Here is an 18,807-nt window from a genome sequence, read left to right on the forward strand (position 1 = left end):
ACCATGATAACTGTTAAAGCTACATATTTTTTATAGCTCTGAAAATTCCATTTGGAAGCGATAACTTTATTCCAGTAATCGATAAAAGCAAGGAGGTTAACCGATGACATTAATTAGATTAGGGTATGTTGCCATGAGTGTTCACTTGCCGAACAGTTCTCCATCACATACGATGACATTTGCCCACTACAATAAATTACAAGATGAAGAAGCGGCCCGAAGAAAACTGGTTAGAATAGCGATGAGTAATTTAGAAAGTTGTTTAAGACTGTTGCATTATAACTTAGAACACGATATCCATTTTTTTCGATTGAGTTCTCGATTAATCCCACTTGCAACTCATGAAGCGCTTTTAGGCTGGAATTACCTTACACCACTAGAAGAATCGTTTGCTAAAATAAGGGATTTTTTAAGAGAGAATCGTCACGTGCGAGTAGACTTTCACCCAGATCATTTTGTTATTCTCAACTCACCGAAAGCAGGTGTTTTGCAAGCATCGGTCGATAATTTACAAGTCCATTTGGAAATGTTACAAGCTTTTGGATTGAATCCGTTGCATCGATGTGTGTTGCATGTTGGAGGCGGATATGGAAATAAAGAGAAGGCACTAGAACAATTCGTGCATAATTTTGCTTTTATCCCAGAACCAATTCAGTCGATGCTCATGTTGGAAAATGATGATAAAGTTTTTACTGTTCAAGATACATTGTATTTATGTGAAAAATTAGGTCTTCCAATCATTTTTGACCTTCACCACCATCAAGCAAATAATGATGGACAAAGTTGGGAAAGTAATTGGGAGCGGATAGTTGCAACATGGAATACTTCGGCTCTTCCGTTAAAAATGCATATATCGAGTCCGAAATCACCAACAAATTTTCGAGCCCATGCGGATTATATCGAAGTAACCCAATTGCATGAGTTTTTGCAAACGGTTAAAGGAACCGTTGATCAAATAGACATAATGATTGAAGCGAAACAAAAAGACGATGCTTTGTTTCGGCTCGCTCAAGATTTGCAAGGCTTACCAGGTTATGAAAAAGTTAATCAGGCGAGTTTTTTGGTAAGGTAAAACAAAAACTAGTCGGGAATGAAAACTTTTTATATACTAATACGTATATAGAATGTACCACTTACTAGAGAATACATACTGGAAGGGGAGAGGCAGTTGGCAATAGGGGAACCACGTAACCGCATTTCAGAGAAAGCGTTAAAAGTGTGGAAAATTTCAGGAGCAATTAGTTCAGCTATTTATTTATCCATATCAATAACAGCTATCATTCTAATTAATATTTTTGATTGGCCAAAATGGATTATTCCAATCATCGTAGTTTTATGGGTGTTGAAAAGTTATTACAGCATCTTTTTCAGCCCGAAATTACGGTGGAAACGTTGGCGTTATGAAGTTCGTGATCAAGAAATTGAATTACAGTATGGCTTATTCGTTGTCACAAAAACATTAATTCCGATGATTCGGGTACAACACGTAGACACTAGCCAAGGTCCGCTTTTAAAAAAATATAAACTAGCATCGATTTCTATTTCCACAGCAGCAACAGTCCATGAAATTCCTGCTCTTGAAGAAGAGGAAGCAGAGGAATTAAGACATTTTATTTCAAGATTAGCGAGGATTGCTGAAGATGATATCTGAAAAGAGACGAATGCATCCGGTTGCTCTAATCACGAATATTCTTAAAGAATTAAAAGACTCCATTATCCCGATTGTGATGCTAGTTGTCATCGGGGGTAAAGGAGAAGATGCTAGTTTTTTAGATAAGTTATTCGTCTTTATCATCCCTGCAGTTATTTTTTCATTTTCCATAATTTCTGGTCTAATTAAATGGCTCCGTTTCACTTACCGGTTAGAAGAAGGGGAGCTACGGATTGAACACGGACTGTTTGTACGGAAAAAACGCTACATACCATTTGAAAGAGTGCAAAGTATTACTACTTCAGAAGGAATTTTACATCGTATTTTCGGACTTGTAAAAATTAATATTGAAACAGCTGGTGGTGGAGTTGGTGAATCGGAAGCAGCTCTTACAGCTATTACGAAAGAAGAAGCGAATACTATTAAGCAAATAGTGAAAAAGGCGAAAGACCAACATAAGCAGAAAGCGGAAACTGAGATAGAGGAAACGGATGAGTCAAGAGAAATTTCGGTAGTAGAAGAACAAAAACAATTTATTTATTCGATGAGTTACCGGGATATTTTTATCTTCTCATTAACAAGTGGTGGGGCGTTAGGTATTATTGGTGCTTTAGTTGCATTTATTTTACAGTTTGATGAAATATTGCCAGTCGATACGATTATTACTGAATTCCAAGACTTTGTAAAACATGGGATAGTTATGGTTGCCATCGTTACTTTATTTGCCATTGTAGTCGCTTATATTATTGCTATTATCCGTACCATGTTAAAATATGCCAACTTCAGAGTGGAAAAGACAGAAGAAAATTTAATTATTTCGAGCGGCTTGCTAGAAATAAAACAAGTTACCGTTCCCCTGAAACGGGTTCAAGGGATTGAAATAAAAGAGGGGTTATTTCGGCGAATGTTTGGCTATGCAGCGATACATGTAATAAGTGCAGGCGGGTCTACTATTGACGGAGAATCAGGTGCTATTATGATTAGCCCGTTAATAAAAAAGGTGGAAATAGCGGCGATTATTCAAAAATGTTTACCTGAATATCAAATCAATGTTTCATTCCACCCAGTCCCAGAGCGAGCAAAAACACGCTATATCATGCGGCCTTTTTATCGTCTCATTATTCCAGTGATTATCGGCGCTTATTTTTTCAATCCTTGGGGATACTTATTGTTTTTACTATTACCACTTTTTATGTTTTTTGGCTATTTGAGTTACCAATTTGCTGGTTGGAATATTACTGGTAATCAACTCGTTTTACGCCACCGATTTTTGAATGCTAATACGAGTTATATGTTTAAACATCGAATTCAGTCATTAGATATTTCCCAAAATTGGTTACAAAAGAGAAAATCACTTCGTTCAGTCTCTGCTGTTATTATGTCAGGATTAGGCGGTGCTGGCGGCGATACGATTGATATGGATAAAGATGAGGCAATGCAAATCTTTATGTGGTATAGCAAAACAGAACAACAATCTAAACTAGCAAATGTAAATAAGGAATTGGAAAAATTCAATGAAACTTCGGATGTTCACAAGGATTGTTAGTTTTTTCTAAGAGATGGAGATTTGCTTACACGATACTTAAAAACAAAGGTAAAACATTTTTTTTCGTTTTCGGTGTAATAAATAAAAAATGAAGAACAATGGAAAGAAATTTTTACTTGTTGGTCGAAGGAAAAATAGTTTGGCCCACTTTAACTATTTATTGAAAGAGTTTTTAATAAAAAAGAAGGGCAGTCGTTTTTGTAAGTCGGAAAATCTTTTTCGAATTTCCAGACTAAAAAAATACGACTGCCGTTTTTTAAATGACATTACGTTTATCTCCGCAAAACGTAGTACCCGCCAATCATTCCCCATAAAAAACCTGAAATATGTGCAATATGATTAATTTCTGGTTGTAAAAAAGTGTAGAGAAGATTAATGACTAATATTGCGATGAAAGTTTGAGCAAAACGTTTCGGCAATCTTTTAAATAATATAAGTGTAAAAATGACTCCTAAAATGCCGAAAATAGCCCCGCTAGCACCAGCATGCACATACGTTGGTGGCGCTAAAAGATAAGTCATTACATTTGCGAAAATACCTGAACTTAAATATAAAAGAAAAAATGTGGATTTTTTCAACATTCCTTCCAACAGCGAGCCGAATAAAAACAAGGAAAAACAGTTAAACAATAAATGGGTCAAATGATTATGAACGAAAATCGGAGTGATTAGTCGCCACCATTCACCAATCGTGATTAAAATATTTACACCAACGGTTTTTTCGAATAGTAGTTGATTTGGGAATACAGGTACAGTCAGTAAAACGAAAAAAATTAGATTTATCATTAATAAGGAAAAGGTGATTGGATAAGTTTCTGCGTATTCTTTTAAGTTAGAACTTTTTATTATCATATTCAGCCCACCTGTTTGTTTTCTTCTTTTTTGCTTGTACAATATATGAATAAGAGTGAAAAAATAGAAGGAATGTTGATGGAAAAAATTTTAAAATGCACGATCTTTCGAGAAACCATAAGTAATAACTGAAAAAGGCAGGTGGTGTGCAAATGATTATAGGAATAGGAATGGACATTGTAGAACTGCAACGAATGGAGGAAAAGTTGGCTAGAAATCCGAGATTAAGTGAAAAAATTTTGACTGAAAATGAGTATGCGGTTTTTAAAAACCTGTCATTCAAGCGTCAAGTAGAGTTTTTAGCAGGAAGATTCGCAGCAAAGGAGGCATATGCAAAGGCAGTTGGAACAGGGATTGGAGCGCAAATTTCATTGCAGGATATTGAAGTAGCTACCGATGAATTAGGCAAGCCATTTATTAAAGAGCCACAATCAGAAGGAGTTCATTTAACTATCACTCATAGTAGTCAAAACGCCCTAGCTCAAGTAATTATTGAAAAAGTAACTTAGCTCGTCTCATAGAAAATTCCTCTCCGACTTTCTATCATAAACGGAAGGTTTGTCTCATATATTCGTATGGAAAAGTGAAAAGAGACTAAAGGAGTTGGAAAGATGAAAAAGAAATGGATCTTCCTAATAACAGGATTTTTTGCCATGTTATTACTTGCAGGATGCGGTGCAAAAACACAAGAAGATGTGTTGAAAGATCTTCAATCAAAGGTGGAAGATTTAAAAGGCTATAAGCTTACGGCGAAAATGACATTAACGATGGGTACTGAACCACAAACGTATGATGTCGATGTTTGGTATAATAAGCCAGATTTTTATCGTGTTCAATTAAAGAATGGTGGAAAACAGGAGCAAAGTCAGCTGATTTTGCGCAATAAAGATGGTGTATATGTATTGACCCCAGCCTTGAAAAAAAGCTTTAAATTCCAAAGTGATTGGCCAAAAAATGGTAGCCAACCATATTTATATGAATCGTTAGTAGCGGACTTAGCAAATGATAAAGAGGCTATTATGAAGGATTCTAAAGAGCATTATGTGTTTGAAACAAAAACGAGATATCAGTACAATAAAATGATGCCAATCCAAGAGATTACCTTTAATAAAAAAGATTTATCACCAATATCACTAAAGATTATGGACCAAGATCGCAACACAATGTTGGCAGTTGAATTTTCAAAAATGCAATTTAATGCAGAGTTTGATAATAGTTCATTTGATTTAGATCGCAATATGACGAGTGCAAAAATTGAAATACCAGTTACTTCTAATAATGGAGACGAAAACTTTACAGTTAAAATACCTGCTGCTGAAATACCAGGTACAGACTTAGTAGGCGAAAAAGAAGTAATGACTGCAAATGGATCACGTTACGTTCTCACATATGAAGGGGAGAAATCATTCACTTTGATGCAAGAAAAAGTAGAGGTAATAGAAACAAGTTCTTTCGCATCAACAACGATGAATGGTGATCCAGTTGATTTAGGATTTACGATCGGTGCATTAACAGATCATTCACTTACATGGACGTATGATGGAGTAGAATATATGATTGCTTCAAAAGATTTGACGAAAGAGGAAATGGTTATGCTAGCCCGCTCCGTCCAAGCAACAGAAGAAAAATAACAAAGTTCACGAAAACAGGCAGTATTTTTATACCATCAAAGAATATGTTAGAATGGGCATAGCCTTTCTAACATATTTTTTTCATCATATTATGAATAAAGCGTAATTTACACTTTCCATATATTAACATAAATAATTCATTGACAGATAAAAAAATCAATTACATAATTTAATGATAAACATGTTGTGATTGTTGTCGGGAAGATAGCAATAAATTAAAGGAAGTGCCTTTAATGGATGAATTTTATCGTGAAACGTGGATAGAAGTACAGTTGGATGCGATTAGCAGTAATGTTAAAAACATGTACAACCATTTACCGAATGATACAGATTTAATGGTAGCAGTAAAAGCAAATGGCTATGGTCATGGTGCTTATGAAACAGCGACTATTGCATTGGAGTCTGGAGCGACAGCCCTTGCAACAGCACTTTTAGATGAAGCGATATATTTAAGGAAACAAGGTATTACCGCACCAATTTTAGTCCTTGGATACGTTCCCCCGAATTATGCCCAAATTGCTGCTGACTATAATATTTCACTAACTGTATTTCAAAAGGAATGGGTGGATACTGCTAAAACAGTTTTAACTAGTTCCTTGCCAGTGCATATTAAATGTGACACTGGTATGGGGCGGCTCGGCGTCCGAACAGTGAGAGAGTTAGAGGAATTGTTAAATAGTGTTAAGCGAAACGAATTTTTCCATTTGGAAGGTATTTTTACCCACTTTGCAGCAGCAGATGAACAAAATTCCAGTTATTATTTGCAGCAATTAAGGAAATTTCAATCGTTTTTGGAAATAGTAAAGGAGAAGCCAAGGTGGATACATGCGAGTAATAGTGCAGCAAGCTTAAGGTTTGCGGATGGCCTATTTGATTTGGTGCGAAGTGGTATATCTACGTACGGCTTAACACCTTCTATAGATATTGTTTCAGAATTACCGTTTCCGCTTCAACCAGCATTATCACTGCATACCCGATTAACCCATGTGAAAAAAGTAGCTAAAGGCGCCAAAATTAGCTATGGCGGCACATATACAGCGAAAGAGGATGAATGGATTGGTACGATTCCGATTGGCTACGCTGATGGCTGGCTCCGTTTATTACAAGGACAGTCGGTACTAATTGATGGTATTAGGGTACCAATTGTTGGGCGTATTTGTATGGACCAATGTATGATAAAGCTTCCACAAAAATACCCAGTCGGTTCATTGGTTACATTAATTGGTAATCAAGGCGAGGAACATATTACGGTAAATGAAATTGCTGAAAAATTAGGTACAATCAATTATGAGGTTATTTGCATTTTGTCGCATAGACTCCCGAGAGTATATAAAAAAGGTAAAAAAATCGTACAAATAAAAAATGAATTATTCCGGTAATTCTGCTCCTCCAATAGCAAATTTTTATAAGTAAGCTTAAGCAGTTCAAGCTCAATTAAAGCAACTTTCTTTTTATAATAATTTATGCTATGATAAACTCTTAATTAAGAGGAAAATACTGATTAGTTCTGTTTTATTTTTTTGCTTTTGTTCTATTTTTAGAAAAAAACAATACAATATAGTGTTGTTTGTTTTCGGCGCAAGCAACATTGTTTTATTATGCATAATTTTAATATTTTTTGGCTGATACTAAATAGAAAATAGGGAAATAGGAAAAATTCTTTCCATAATATCAGATAAATGGTACTATTGGTATGAGTACATTGTGCCTTAGTTTGGTGGAGGTGTCTTTTGTGTCTGAATCAAGTGCTACCCAAGAGATTTTAGTAAGCTTACCAGAAAGCTTGTTGTTAGAAATTGAAGGCTATGCTCAACAAGAAAACGTGAATCGGGATGAGTTAATTTATCAGGCAACGAAAATGTTTTTGCGAGAAAGAAAGAAGAGACACATTCGTGAATCAATGAGACGGGGTTATTTAGAAATGGCCAAAATTAATTTGTCCATTGCATCAGAGAGTTTTCACGCGGAATATGAGGCGGAACATACTGTTGAACGACTTGTGAGCGGGGGATAATCCTTTGATTGTTAAACGTGGTGACGTTTATTTTGCCGATCTTTCCCCTGTTGTTGGTTCAGAACAAGGTGGGGTTCGTCCTGTCCTCGTGTTACAAAATGATATTGGGAATCGGTTTAGTCCTACTGTCATTGTTGCAGCAATCACCGCACAAATTCAAAAAGCAAAGTTACCGACACATGTGGAAATCAATGCAGAAAAGTATGGTTTTGAACGGGATTCGGTAATATTGCTAGAACAAATTCGTACAATAGATAAACAGCGTCTGACAGATAAAATCACTCATTTAGATGATGAAATGATGGACAGAGTAGACGAAGCATTACAAATCAGCCTAGGACTAATTGATTTTTAAAATAAAACGCTCAACAAAACGGAGCGTTTTTTTGTTTGCGTTGGGGACAGTCCCCAACAATTCGAAAAATTAAATAAATTCATTTACCTATTCCCTTATTTGCTTTTTTGTGAATACTTTTTTACAATGAAAATTATATAGGGGTTTTGGAGGAGATTGGATGGATAAAAAAATTGCTAATTATATTCGTAATCATAAAGAGGAAATATTAACAAAGTGGAAAGCAGAAATGAAAGCGAAAACGAACAAGCAATTTGTTCATGTCCTTTCTGATAAAGTTTATGGCAAAGCTAGCCGTCAATTTATAGATTTAATAGTTTCTAATTTAAAAGAAACCAATAGAGAGTTTAATGAACGTTTGCATGAATTTGCAGAAAATGTCGTTCATTTAGGATGGCCATTAATCTTCGTATCTAATGGAATAAAAACCTTCAACCGAATCGTATTTGAGGGCATGATGGAAGAGGGAATCGTAACGAAAGAAAACTTTGTTGAATTCAATGAGGGATTTGATAAATGGTTCAGTCCGATGAATGATGAAATTTTATCAACCTACTCAGAAACTTGGGAACGAACAGTATCATTACAAAAAGTGGCACTAAAAGAATTATCCGCACCATTAATTCCCGTTTTTGAAGGAATATCTGTTATGCCGCTAGTCGGAACGATCGACACAGAACGTGCAAAACAATTGATGGAGAATCTATTAGAAGGGGTTGTAAAACATCGGGCAGAAGTTGTTTTAATTGATATTACCGGTGTGCCAATTGTCGATACTATGGTTGCACATTATTTAATTCAAGCTGCCGAAGCAGTCCGATTAATAGGGGCAAAGTGTATGTTAGTTGGCATTCGCCCAGAAATTGCACAAACAATTGTCACGATAGGAATTAATCTCGATTCTTTAATTACGAAAAATACATTAAAAACTGGAATAGAAGCCGCACTGGAAATGACGAACAGAAAAATTGTAAAGGTGGAGGGACTGGAGTGAGAATCCCAATCTTAAAGCTGTATAATTGTTTATTAGTTTCCATTCAATGGGAAATTGATGATCGATCTGCTTTACAATTTCAAGAAGATTTATTAAATAAAATTCATGAAACAAATGTAAAAGGAGTCGTTATCGACCTTACAAGTGTTGACATGATAGATTCATATATTGCAAAAGTACTTGGTGATGTCGTACAAATGTCAAGATTAATGGGTGCTAAAGTTGTGCTTACCGGTATTCAACCTGCAGTAGCAATTACCTTAATTGAATTAGGCATTACATTAGATAATGTCCAAACCGCTTTAGACTTAGAAAAGGGTCTGGAGAAAATACAGATGGAATTGGGGGCATAACTAATGGCCCAATCCTTCGTAAAAATAATTAATGAGTGGGATATCGTTGCTGCTCGTCAGCTTGGGCGAAATGTAGCAAAGGAGCTTGGCTTCGGAACAGTTGATCAGGCTCGAATTACTACGACCATTAGCGAGTTGGCAAGAAATATATATTTATATGCAGGTAATGGACGAATTATCGTTCAAAAAATTGAAAATGAAAAGGTAGGCCTGCAAATTATTGCAGAAGATAACGGGCCAGGAATTGAGGACATCGCTAAAGTTATGGAGGATGGCTATTCGACATCAGGTGGATTGGGTGCTGGGTTGCCTGGTGTCAAACGGTTGATGGATGAATTTAATATAGAATCGATTCCAGGAGAAGGGACGGTTATTCAAGTTATTCGCTGGCTACGGTAAAAATTTTTAAGTGAATATGACTGAAGAGTTATTAATTTCATAATTGCATTGGCGCTTCGATAGGGGGATATGAGATGGATTTTTATAAGAGGGTGGAGACGAAGTATAAAGAAATACTAACGAGCTATATACAACAGCAAACGGAACAGCCATTATATCTTTCTGAAAAGTTAAGTAAAGAACTACTAGAACATCATGTATCGCCCGAGGAAGTTATTAGTGTCCACAGGAATATGTTAAGAGAAATAATGGATGTACCTGATGAAATATACACTTCCTTTGACATACTGTTAGAAATAATGATGAGCTACGGGCTCGCATACCGTGAACATCAATCGCTAAGAAACAAACAAATGGAATTGAGAATGGAGTTAGAGATCGGAGCGAAAGTACAAAAAACGTTACTTGGTACAAAAATTCCGAAACTCGACTTTTTAGACATTGGTGCTATAAGTGTGCCCGCTAAAATAATGAATGGGGATTATTATCACTTTGTAACAGATTCTCGTCAATCGTTAAAAGTGGCAATTGCAGATATTATCGGTAAAGGGATTCCAGCTGCCCTTTGCATGTCGATGATTAAATTCGCAATGGATAGTTTGAAATGTTCATCAGATGAGACACCGAATGTCGTATTGGAAAATATTAACCGGATAATAGAACAAAATCTAGAACAAGGAATGTTTATAACGATGTTTTATGGAAGTTATAATCCGAGTGAACACCACTTCCAGTACGCTTCTGCGGGGCATGAACCCGGATTTTTTTATAATTGTAAATTAGATGAATTTTCCGACCTAGATACGAAAGGATTAATCTTAGGTGTAGATAAAAATGTGACATATCCGATGTATGAAAAAAACCTTGAAGTAGGTGACATGATTGTTCTTTTATCTGATGGTGTAACGGAGACAAGAATTAACAACGGCTTTTTAGAGCGGGAAATGATTTCAAAGTATATTAAAAAATACATACATTTAAGTGCACAGGAAATTGTTAATAACATATATAAAGAGTTAGAAAGATTACAAGAATTTAAGCTACGGGATGACTTTACATTAATTATTTTAAGAAGAAAAGTTTAAGTGTAAACGTTATTGGGTAAATAAAATACGCAGAGAATGATGTGGGGTGGGGAACTGGATGAATATTACAGTTGATGTATATGAATCGGGAACATTAACAACTGTGATGGTCAAGGGTGAAATCGATGCATATACGTCCTCTCAACTTAGAGATGTTATATTTCCTATAATAAACAATGAAAATATTAATCTAGAGATTGACTTAGCGGATGTATCATATATGGACAGTACTGGACTAGGAGTGTTTGTTGCCGCATTCAAAAAAGTTAAAGCAAATGGGGGCACTTTTTCCTTGACTGGATTATCTAATCGCCTTGAAAGATTATTTGTTATTACAGGGTTATCGGACATTATGGATATTAAAGGGGAAACGAAAGGTGAAGCGGAATGAACCAACCTACCGATATTATTGAATTAAAGTTACCGCCCAAACCTGAATATGTAGGTATTGTCAGATTAACGTTGTCGGGAATCGCGAGTAGAATGGGTTTTTGCTATGAAGATATTGAGGATATAAAAATAGCCGTAAGTGAAGCAATCACTAATGCGGTTCAACACGCTTACAAAGACGGTGATTCCGGCGATGTTATGGTAAAATTCAGAGTTTTTCGCAACAAGCTGAAAATTGATGTGTTGGATCGTGGTGATAGTTTCGATTACCATCATATTAAGCAGAAAAAGAGCACTTATAGCAATAATGAGCCAGTGGAATCTATGCGTGAGGGAGGTCTTGGCTTATTTTTAATCGAAACATTGATGGATGAGGTAGAAATACTGCGAGAAAATGGCTGTACCATCGTATGCATGGCGAAGTTTTTAGAAAGAGAGCAGGTGGAGAGGGATGCTGAAACAATCTCAACCTCCTGAGTATTCTAAAGAGGATATCCATCAGTGGCTCGATAAATTTAAAACATCAGGTGATGAAGAAGCGCTAAATCAGTTAGTTTTACATTATCAAAAATTAGTTGAAGCGATTGCCCGAAAATATGCAAAAGATCACAGTTACTTTGATGATATTTATCAAGTAGGAATGCTCGGTTTATTAGGTGCTATAAGGCGCTTCGATGATAATTACGGGAAAAGTTTTGAGGCATTTGCAGTACCAACAATTATTGGAGAAATTAAGCGGTTTCTCCGAGATAAAACATGGAGTGTGCATGTACCTAGAAGAATTAAGGAGCTCGGACCGAAAATAAAATCGACCGTTGAAACATTATCTGTCGAATTAAGTAGGTCACCTACCATCCCCGAAATTGCAAAAAAATTAGCGGTTTCGGAGGAAGAAGTATTAGAAGCGATGGAAATTGGCAAGAGTTATCGTGCTCTTTCGGTTGATCATGCCCTAGAAGCTGATTCAGAAGGAGGAACAATTACTATATTGGACATCGTTGGAATGGAAGATGTCGGTTATGAGAAAGTAGATCAACGTCTTGCGCTAGAAAAAGTTCTGCACATATTAAATGAAAAAGAAAAACAAGTAATTTATTATACATTTATTGAAAATATGAGTCAAAAAGAATGTGGAGAAAAATTGGGAATTTCACAAATGCATGTATCACGAATTCAAAGACGTGCGATAAAAAAATTAAAAGAAGCAGCTAATACAGATGCATCGAACCCGGAGTGTTTGCAATGAAAAGGATAGTAGAAAAAAAAATAAATCTGCTCGTATCGCAAATGGTCAAAAAGGGTAATGATGTAAACGGGGATAGTTATTTTTACTATGTTGATGACGATGTATTTGTCTGTGTATTAGCGGATGGTCTAGGTAGCGGTGAAGGTGCTTTTGAATCCTCATCTATAGTTATCGAAACAGTAAAAGAAAATCCTCACTTAGATGTCGTAACTTTAATGGAATTTTGTAATGAAGCACTATTCCTCAAACGTGGGGCCGCAGTTACAATTTTAAAATTTCACTTTGATAAAAAACAATTTGACTATTGCAGTATTGGAAATATTCGTTTTACTATGTATTCACCATCGGGCAAGTTTACACACCCACTTCCTGTTACTGGATATATATGCGGTAAACCTCTTACTTTTCGCAAACAAACGTTTTCCTACGAACCACTTTCACTATTTTTATTTTATACTGACGGTTTGGAGATCAATAATAGTAAGGAAGTACTTTCAAAATATAATACAGTGGATAGTATTGCCAATAAAGTAACAGCTGATTATATGAAGAAAAATAACGATGATATCACTTTTATTGTTGGAAAATTATTAGATTGACGGAAAGAATATATAATTAAGTTGTTAACATGTTAAAATACTCCTATATAAGGAGTTTTTTCTTTGTTGCTGAAAAGAATGGAGTGAACTTAGTTGGAAGCTGTACAAAATCGACGTCAAGATTTAATGAATCAAGTTACGAAAGAATTGAAAATTAAACAATCACAAGTAAAAAGTGTTATTGAATTGACCGAGGAAGGAAATACGATTCCATTCATCGCTAGGTATCGAAAAGAGCGGACAGAGGCTTTAGATGAAGTCGTCATTCGTGATATTTTAGAAAGATGGAATTATTTACAAAACTTAGAGGCTAGAAAAGAAGAAGTAATACGAATTATTGACGAACAAGGAAAACTGACAGAAGAGCTGGCAACAAATATAAATCAAGCTACGAAATTGCAAGAAGTAGAAGACTTGTATCGTCCTTATAAACAAAAGCGCAGAACAAAAGCAACGGTTGCAAAGGAAAAAGGCTTAGAGCCGTTAGCAGACTGGATTTTGACCTTCCCGCTCTCCGGTAGCTTGGAAGAAGAAGCAAAAAAATATATTAATGAAGAAAAAGAAGTACATACGACATTAGAGGCAATTACTGGGGCAAAGGATATTATTGCAGAGTTTATTTCGGATCAAGCAGAAATAAGAAAATGGGTTCGCTTTGAAACGTTGAAACATGGAGCGATTCAAACTGCTGTTAAAGATGCTGAAAAGGACGAGAAGAAAGTATTTGAAATGTATTACGACTATGAGGAACCGGTTAGTAAAATCGTTCCCCATCGCATACTAGCAATCAATCGGGGTGAAAAGGAAGAAATTTTACGTGTCGCAATTCGTCCCGATGTTGAAAAAATTACAATCTACTTATATAAAAACATTATTCAAAATGAAAAATCCATTGTTGTGGAAGAAGTAAAATCCGCCATTGATGATAGTTATAAAAGATTAATCCAACCATCTATAGAAAGAGAAGTAAGAAATGAGCTGACAGAAAAGGCAGAGGAACAAGCAATTCATATCTTCTCGGAAAACTTACGGAATTTACTTTTGCAACCACCTTTAAAAGGAAAAGTTGTCCTAGGAGTGGATCCTGCCTATCGAACAGGCTGTAAACTAGCTGTTGTTGATGAAACAGGAAAAGTATTAAAAATCGATGTTATTTATCCTCATCCACCTGAACCAAGAAGAAAAGAAGCAGAACAAAAAGTGCTAGACATTTTGCAAAACTTTCATATTGAAATGGTGGCAATTGGAAATGGAACGGCTTCAAGAGAAACGGAAGAATTTATCGCAGATTTGCTAAAAAAAATCGATACAGAAATTTATTATTTAATTGTGAATGAGGCTGGAGCAAGTGTTTATTCTGCTTCTGACTTGGCACGTGAAGAATTTCCTGATCTTCATGTAGAAGAAAGAAGCGCAGTATCGATTGCAAGGAGGCTACAAGATCCGCTTGCAGAACTAGTAAAAATTGATCCGAAATCTATTGGTGTCGGCCAATATCAACACGATGTATCACAGAAAAAATTACAAGAGTCACTGACATTTATTGTAGAAACTGTCGTAAACCAAGTAGGTGTTAATGTAAACACGGCCTCTTCTTCTTTGTTGCAATATGTTTCAGGTCTATCTAAATCTGTTGCAAATAATATTGTAAAGTTCCGAGAAGAGAATGGAAAATTTACTAACCGAGAACAACTCAAAAAAATACCGCGACTAGGTGCCAAAACATATGAACAGTGTATTGGGTTTTTAAGAATAGTTGATGGTGATGAACCGTTAGACCGGACAAACATTCACCCAGAAAATTATCCAGAAGTACGGAAAATGTTTGCACAACTTCATTTATCATCAGAAGATTTGGGGACACCACAATTAAGTGACAAGTTAAAACAATTGTCGATACAAGAAACGGTTAAAGAATTAGGAATTGGCGAATTAACTTTGAAAGATATTATAGATTCATTAATGCGACCAGAGCGCGACCCAAGAGATGACTTACCGAAACCGCTATTAAGACAAGACGTATTAAAAATGGAAGACCTAAAACAAGGTATGGAACTTCAAGGAACTGTTCGTAATGTAGTTGATTTTGGCGCATTTGTTGATATTGGAGTTAAACAGGACGGTCTTGTTCACATTTCCAAAATGAGCAATCAGTATGTGAAGCATCCAATGGATATCGTTTCTGTTGGCGACATTATAACCGTATGGGTAGATGACGTCGATGTGAAAAAAGGGAGAATATCATTGACTATGCTAAAAAATAGTGAAGTATAGTTTCGTAGGAGTTTTCTTCGTTCCCTATTTCTAAAGATCAGTTTGTCTTGTAAGACAAAAGAGGAGGAGGGGAATGCAATTGCCCCTCCTATTTTACTGTGTTATATGACGATAAAGTGAATGTTTTAGATGATTTTATGAGTTTCTTCTGACAAATTGTAGGTGGAAAAAGCAAAAAGGTGAGACATCAACCATTAGTTGCATTCGCTACAGGAAAGCTATCATGGAAATTGAATACAGTAGTTTTCGGTCACTGTTGATGGAAGGAATGGTAAAAACGATATTAATTCCGTATCAGCATTTTTGATTTAGATGGAATGCTTAAGTTGGTTTTCGTAAGCACTATTTTTGGGGATCAAGCATGAAATTAGTGATTACGATCATGTTTTAGGTAGATCATTGTTTAAGAGCAGTATTTATCGAGATAAAAATACCAACATTGATTTAACAAACGAACTTTATATCTATTTTTTTCAAAAAAAGCGGTGCGTATTTGATTTTTCAACCAAGTAGGCATATACAATACCTCCTTATTTATATTGTTAAAAGCTGATAAGAGGACTATAACCACCATGAAATGGTATTATTTTAAGTAAAAGCATATAAATCTCTCACTGTAAACTTGGTGAATGGACTACATTATGCTGTTTGAAAAAAGTATGTTATATATAACTGTATGAATCAATAGCTTGTAAGTTGAATGGAATATCGAGGTAGCGAATATGAACGATAATGAATTACAAAAATTAGTAGAGGAAGTTTCTCTCCAGTTCTTTCATAGTGAATTTAAACATACAGCCTATTTTAATCCGCGGTTAAGAACAACTGGCGGTAGATACATGCTTAGAACCGGTAATATTGAGATTAATAAAAAGTACTTTGATTATCATGGGAAAACCGAACTTATAAACATTATTAAACACGAACTTTGTCATTATCATCTCCATCAGCTAGGAAAGGGATACAAACACAAAGACCGCGACTTTAAAATGTTGGCTAAAGCGGTAGGCGCACCAAGGTTCTGTACACCAATTCCAAACGAAACAAAACAACAAAATAAACCATTTCATATTTACCAATGTGTAACATGTAGTCAAACGTATAAAAGACAGCGGAGAATAAATACGAGTCGCTTTGTTTGTGGGAAGTGTCGGGGTAAGCTTATTTTAGTAAAAAGCTAAGTGGAATATGTAACAAGAAAAAAGTTTACCGGATACCCGTAAATGTGATGAATAAACCGAATAGCACTCAATTGAATGAGGAAACAGCAATCGCTTGAGTTAGGGAATTATTATTTTTACAAGTAAATAGAACAATTACTGAAAAGGAGATAAGTGAAGACTGGAGGATAAGTGAGCAGCATTAGTATTCTTAAGAACTTTAAACGAAGATTATATATGGGATCCCAATAATAAAGAAGGTCTAGTTCACCACCGCTATGTAACAATTTTCATGACAAGTTGTTCAATGTATATAGATTGTTTAGTAATCCATCGCGTTGATAAAATTATTTTAAAGAATTTTATCAAATAATCTATAAGATTCTTTGAATAAGGTAGTGAGTATAATCATTTATCGGTTGGGATTGACTGTTCAGAATATGTAAGTTGAGTTGTCTCATCTGCTAAAGTGGTAGAGAGCTTTTCTTAAATTATCAATTCAATGGAAAATGGTCTTTAAGATAAATTTTGCGAAGTGATGTATAATGAGTTTTAATTTGAACACAATACGTTATTGGACAGTTACGAATGTATAAACTATGAGGTTAGTTTAAAGAGAGTTGTCGTCATGAATGGTTGAATTGGACTTTGTAATGAGTACCTCAAAAAATAAAGAACGACTAAAAAAGTATTTGACAAGCAAAATAAAATTTATTATAATTCTAAGAGTCCAATTAAGAAAATTATTATTCCGCAGTAGCTCAGTGGTAGAGCTATCGGCTGTTAACCGATCGGTCGCAGGTTCGAATCCTGCCTGCGGAGCCATTTGGAGAAGTACTCAAGTGGCTGAAGAGGACGGTTTGCTAAACCGTTAGACCCTATTTCAGGGTGCGCGGGTTCAAATCCCGCCTTCTCCGCCACGTTTAATTGAACTATGGCCCCTTGGTCAAGCGGTTAAGACACCGCCCTTTCACGGCGGTAACACGGGTTCGAATCCCGTAGGGGTCATTATTAATTTTATAATTTCACTTTGACAGTGGTAAGATAAACTCTCCTGCTATCGGGGAGCTAACATTATTGGGCTATAGCCAAGCGGTAAGGCAACGGACTTTGACTCCGTGATGCGCTGGTTCGAATCCAGCTAGCCCAGCCACTTTTTTCTTTTTGCTTTTTTCACACTATTGTTAGGAGAAGCAAGGTTGATATTTTACAACCGCCTATATTAATACTTATTACGAGCCATTAGCTCAGTCGGTAGAGCATCTGACTTTTAATCAGAGGGTCGGAGGTTCGAATCCTCCATGGCTCACCATTGGTAATAATTTGCACTTGAATTAATCTATGAATTTGATATTATTATATTGTCGCTGTCAAAATTAGCGGTCGTGGCGGAATGGCAGACGCGCTAGGTTGAGGGCCTAGTGGGGGCAACCCCGTGGAGGTTCAAGTCCTCTCGGCCGCATAAAAAATAAAAAGCAGTTGACAATTGATTTGATTTCTACTATAATATAATAGTTCGCTTCTCGAGCGCCCGTAGCTCAATTGGATAGAGCGTCTGACTACGGATCAGAAGGTTATGGGTTCGACTCCTTTCGGGCGCGCCATTATGTCAGTTAACGGGAAGTAGCTCAGCTTGGTAGAGCACATGGTTTGGGACCATGGGGTCGCAGGTTCGAATCCTGTCTTCCCGATTTGTGACTCCAAAAAATATTATAACATATAATGCGAGTGTAGTTACGAGCGAAGCATCTTTGAAAATACGACGAGTTGCCCCGAAGCACCCATCACCTCTGAAAAAGCTAGAAGATGCAGGGGCATAATGGTAAAACCACAGCCACGAGCGACGCATCCGTGAATCATCTACGAGTTGCCTCGACGCATCCATCCTCTTCGAATAAGCTATCAGAGGAAGAGGCATGACAAGGAAGGCTGTCCGTTCTCAAGAACAAATACTTAAAAAATATCCATAATTTTATAATGCGGGTGTAGTTTAATGGTAAAACCACAGCCTTCCAAGCTGTTGTCGTGGGTTCGATTCCCATCACCCGCTCCAAAACAGTAACTTGAACCTTGAAAACTGAACAAGACAAAGCGTTAAACATGCTAGTATTTTAAATGAGCAAATCAAACACTTTTTGGAGAGTTTGATCCTGGCTCAGGACGAACGCTGGCGGCGTGCCTAATACATGCAAGTCGAGCGAACCAATAAAACTTCGGTTTTACTGGTTAGCGGCGGACGGGTGAGTAACACGTGGGCAA

Annotated in this window: 20 protein-coding genes, 9 tRNA genes and 1 rRNA gene; 28 read left to right on the forward strand and 2 right to left on the reverse strand. The window is 36.2% G+C overall.

The features are described 5' to 3' along the window. Positions 1–103: 103 nt before the first annotated feature. From uvsE to BN1242_RS02495, 3 genes are all read left to right on the forward strand, one after another. On the forward strand, positions 104–1,072 hold the full coding sequence (uvsE, locus tag BN1242_RS02485; RefSeq protein WP_062350842.1) for a UV DNA damage repair endonuclease UvsE: 969 nt from the start codon (positions 104–106) through the stop codon (positions 1,070–1,072). Positions 1,073–1,168: 96 nt separating this feature from the next. After that, positions 1,169–1,651: a PH domain-containing protein gene (locus tag BN1242_RS02490; RefSeq protein WP_077216078.1), complete on the forward strand. Its 483-nt coding sequence runs from the start codon at positions 1,169–1,171 to the stop codon at positions 1,649–1,651. Continuing rightward, positions 1,641–3,197: a PH domain-containing protein gene (locus BN1242_RS02495; RefSeq protein ID WP_062350845.1), complete on the forward strand. Its 1,557-nt coding sequence runs from the start codon at positions 1,641–1,643 to the stop codon at positions 3,195–3,197. Before BN1242_RS02490 ends, BN1242_RS02495 begins: the two co-directional genes overlap by 11 nt. A gap of 272 nt (positions 3,198–3,469) precedes the next feature. Here the strand turns inward: BN1242_RS02495 and BN1242_RS02500 are convergent, their stop codons facing one another. After that, positions 3,470–4,048 carry a rhomboid family intramembrane serine protease gene (locus BN1242_RS02500; RefSeq protein ID WP_062350848.1) on the reverse strand — a complete coding sequence of 193 codons (579 nt, stop codon included), beginning with the start codon at positions 4,046–4,048 and terminating at the stop codon, positions 3,470–3,472. A 152-nt stretch (positions 4,049–4,200) separates the two neighbouring features. Between BN1242_RS02500 and acpS the strand changes: the two genes are divergently transcribed. The 14 genes from acpS (at position 4,201) to BN1242_RS02570 (ending at position 15,388) form a co-directional block, all read left to right on the forward strand. After that, the gene (gene acpS, locus BN1242_RS02505; protein ID WP_062350850.1) at positions 4,201–4,557 is read left to right on the forward strand and encodes a holo-ACP synthase; all 357 of its coding nucleotides are present in this window, start codon (positions 4,201–4,203) and stop codon (positions 4,555–4,557) included. A 102-nt stretch (positions 4,558–4,659) separates the two neighbouring features. Further along, complete coding sequence (locus BN1242_RS02510; protein WP_062350853.1) at positions 4,660–5,679, forward strand: LolA family protein; 1,020 nt, start codon at positions 4,660–4,662, stop codon at positions 5,677–5,679. 233 nt (positions 5,680–5,912) lie between these two features. Beyond that, entirely contained in the window at positions 5,913–7,058 is a 1,146-nt protein-coding gene (gene alr, locus BN1242_RS02515; RefSeq protein ID WP_062350856.1) for an alanine racemase, read from the forward strand. 353 nt (positions 7,059–7,411) lie between these two features. Then, the gene (locus BN1242_RS02520; protein WP_062350858.1) at positions 7,412–7,693 is read left to right on the forward strand and encodes a CopG family ribbon-helix-helix protein; all 282 of its coding nucleotides are present in this window, start codon (positions 7,412–7,414) and stop codon (positions 7,691–7,693) included. A gap of 4 nt (positions 7,694–7,697) precedes the next feature. Next, positions 7,698–8,048, forward strand: coding sequence for a type II toxin-antitoxin system endoribonuclease NdoA (gene ndoA, locus BN1242_RS02525; RefSeq protein WP_062350861.1), 351 nt, complete (start codon positions 7,698–7,700; stop codon positions 8,046–8,048). A 160-nt stretch (positions 8,049–8,208) separates the two neighbouring features. Next, complete coding sequence (locus BN1242_RS02530) at positions 8,209–9,042, forward strand: RsbT co-antagonist protein RsbRA (RefSeq protein ID WP_062350864.1); 834 nt, start codon at positions 8,209–8,211, stop codon at positions 9,040–9,042. After that, complete coding sequence (locus tag BN1242_RS02535) at positions 9,039–9,395, forward strand: STAS domain-containing protein (protein WP_062350868.1); 357 nt, start codon at positions 9,039–9,041, stop codon at positions 9,393–9,395. Before BN1242_RS02530 ends, BN1242_RS02535 begins: the two co-directional genes overlap by 4 nt. A 3-nt stretch (positions 9,396–9,398) precedes the next feature. Then, entirely contained in the window at positions 9,399–9,794 is a 396-nt protein-coding gene (locus BN1242_RS02540; RefSeq protein WP_062350871.1) for an anti-sigma regulatory factor, read from the forward strand. Positions 9,795–9,868: 74 nt separating this feature from the next. Further along, the gene (locus BN1242_RS02545) at positions 9,869–10,879 is read left to right on the forward strand and encodes a PP2C family protein-serine/threonine phosphatase (RefSeq protein ID WP_062350874.1); all 1,011 of its coding nucleotides are present in this window, start codon (positions 9,869–9,871) and stop codon (positions 10,877–10,879) included. 58 nt (positions 10,880–10,937) lie between these two features. Then, entirely contained in the window at positions 10,938–11,270 is a 333-nt protein-coding gene (locus BN1242_RS02550; RefSeq protein ID WP_062350877.1) for an STAS domain-containing protein, read from the forward strand. Beyond that, positions 11,267–11,746 carry an anti-sigma B factor RsbW gene (gene rsbW / locus BN1242_RS02555; RefSeq protein ID WP_062350879.1) on the forward strand — a complete coding sequence of 160 codons (480 nt, stop codon included), beginning with the start codon at positions 11,267–11,269 and terminating at the stop codon, positions 11,744–11,746. The genes BN1242_RS02550 and rsbW overlap by 4 nt, the downstream gene beginning before the upstream one ends. After that, on the forward strand, positions 11,721–12,515 hold the full coding sequence (gene sigB / locus BN1242_RS02560) for an RNA polymerase sigma factor SigB (protein ID WP_062350882.1): 795 nt from the start codon (positions 11,721–11,723) through the stop codon (positions 12,513–12,515). Before rsbW ends, sigB begins: the two co-directional genes overlap by 26 nt. Then, positions 12,512–13,114: a PP2C family serine/threonine-protein phosphatase gene (locus tag BN1242_RS02565; protein ID WP_062350885.1), complete on the forward strand. Its 603-nt coding sequence runs from the start codon at positions 12,512–12,514 to the stop codon at positions 13,112–13,114. Before sigB ends, BN1242_RS02565 begins: the two co-directional genes overlap by 4 nt. Before the next feature lie 126 nt (positions 13,115–13,240). Then, on the forward strand, positions 13,241–15,388 hold the full coding sequence (locus BN1242_RS02570; protein WP_203226031.1) for a Tex family protein: 2,148 nt from the start codon (positions 13,241–13,243) through the stop codon (positions 15,386–15,388). Positions 15,389–15,791: 403 nt separating this feature from the next. Here the strand turns inward: BN1242_RS02570 and cmpA are convergent, their stop codons facing one another. Further along, positions 15,792–15,905 carry a cortex morphogenetic protein CmpA gene (cmpA, locus tag BN1242_RS13460; RefSeq protein ID WP_087941714.1) on the reverse strand — a complete coding sequence of 38 codons (114 nt, stop codon included), beginning with the start codon at positions 15,903–15,905 and terminating at the stop codon, positions 15,792–15,794. A gap of 205 nt (positions 15,906–16,110) precedes the next feature. Between cmpA and BN1242_RS02575 the strand changes: the two genes are divergently transcribed. The 11 genes from BN1242_RS02575 to BN1242_RS02625 form a co-directional block, all read left to right on the forward strand. Further along, entirely contained in the window at positions 16,111–16,569 is a 459-nt protein-coding gene (locus BN1242_RS02575; protein WP_062350891.1) for a SprT family protein, read from the forward strand. A 729-nt stretch (positions 16,570–17,298) separates the two neighbouring features. Next, a tRNA-Asn gene (locus BN1242_RS02580) sits at positions 17,299–17,373 on the forward strand. Positions 17,374–17,376: 3 nt separating this feature from the next. Next, a tRNA-Ser gene (locus BN1242_RS02585) sits at positions 17,377–17,468 on the forward strand. Positions 17,469–17,484: 16 nt separating this feature from the next. Beyond that, positions 17,485–17,556 (forward strand) — tRNA-Glu (locus BN1242_RS02590). A 70-nt stretch (positions 17,557–17,626) separates the two neighbouring features. Next, positions 17,627–17,701, forward strand: a tRNA-Gln gene (locus BN1242_RS02595). 83 nt (positions 17,702–17,784) lie between these two features. Then, positions 17,785–17,860: transfer RNA gene (locus BN1242_RS02600), tRNA-Lys, on the forward strand. A 67-nt stretch (positions 17,861–17,927) separates the two neighbouring features. Continuing rightward, positions 17,928–18,010, forward strand: a tRNA-Leu gene (locus BN1242_RS02605). A gap of 65 nt (positions 18,011–18,075) precedes the next feature. Next, positions 18,076–18,152, forward strand: a tRNA-Arg gene (locus BN1242_RS02610). A gap of 13 nt (positions 18,153–18,165) precedes the next feature. Further along, a tRNA-Pro gene (locus tag BN1242_RS02615) sits at positions 18,166–18,239 on the forward strand. Between the two features lie 288 nt (positions 18,240–18,527). Next, positions 18,528–18,601, forward strand: a tRNA-Gly gene (locus tag BN1242_RS02620). A 79-nt stretch (positions 18,602–18,680) separates the two neighbouring features. After that, positions 18,681–18,807, forward strand: a 16S ribosomal RNA gene (locus BN1242_RS02625); the annotation flags it as partial.

It is taken from the genome of Bacillus kwashiorkori, assembly GCF_001375515.1.
In the GTDB taxonomy this organism is placed as follows: domain Bacteria; phylum Bacillota; class Bacilli; order Bacillales; family Caldibacillaceae; genus Bacillus_BK; species Bacillus_BK kwashiorkori.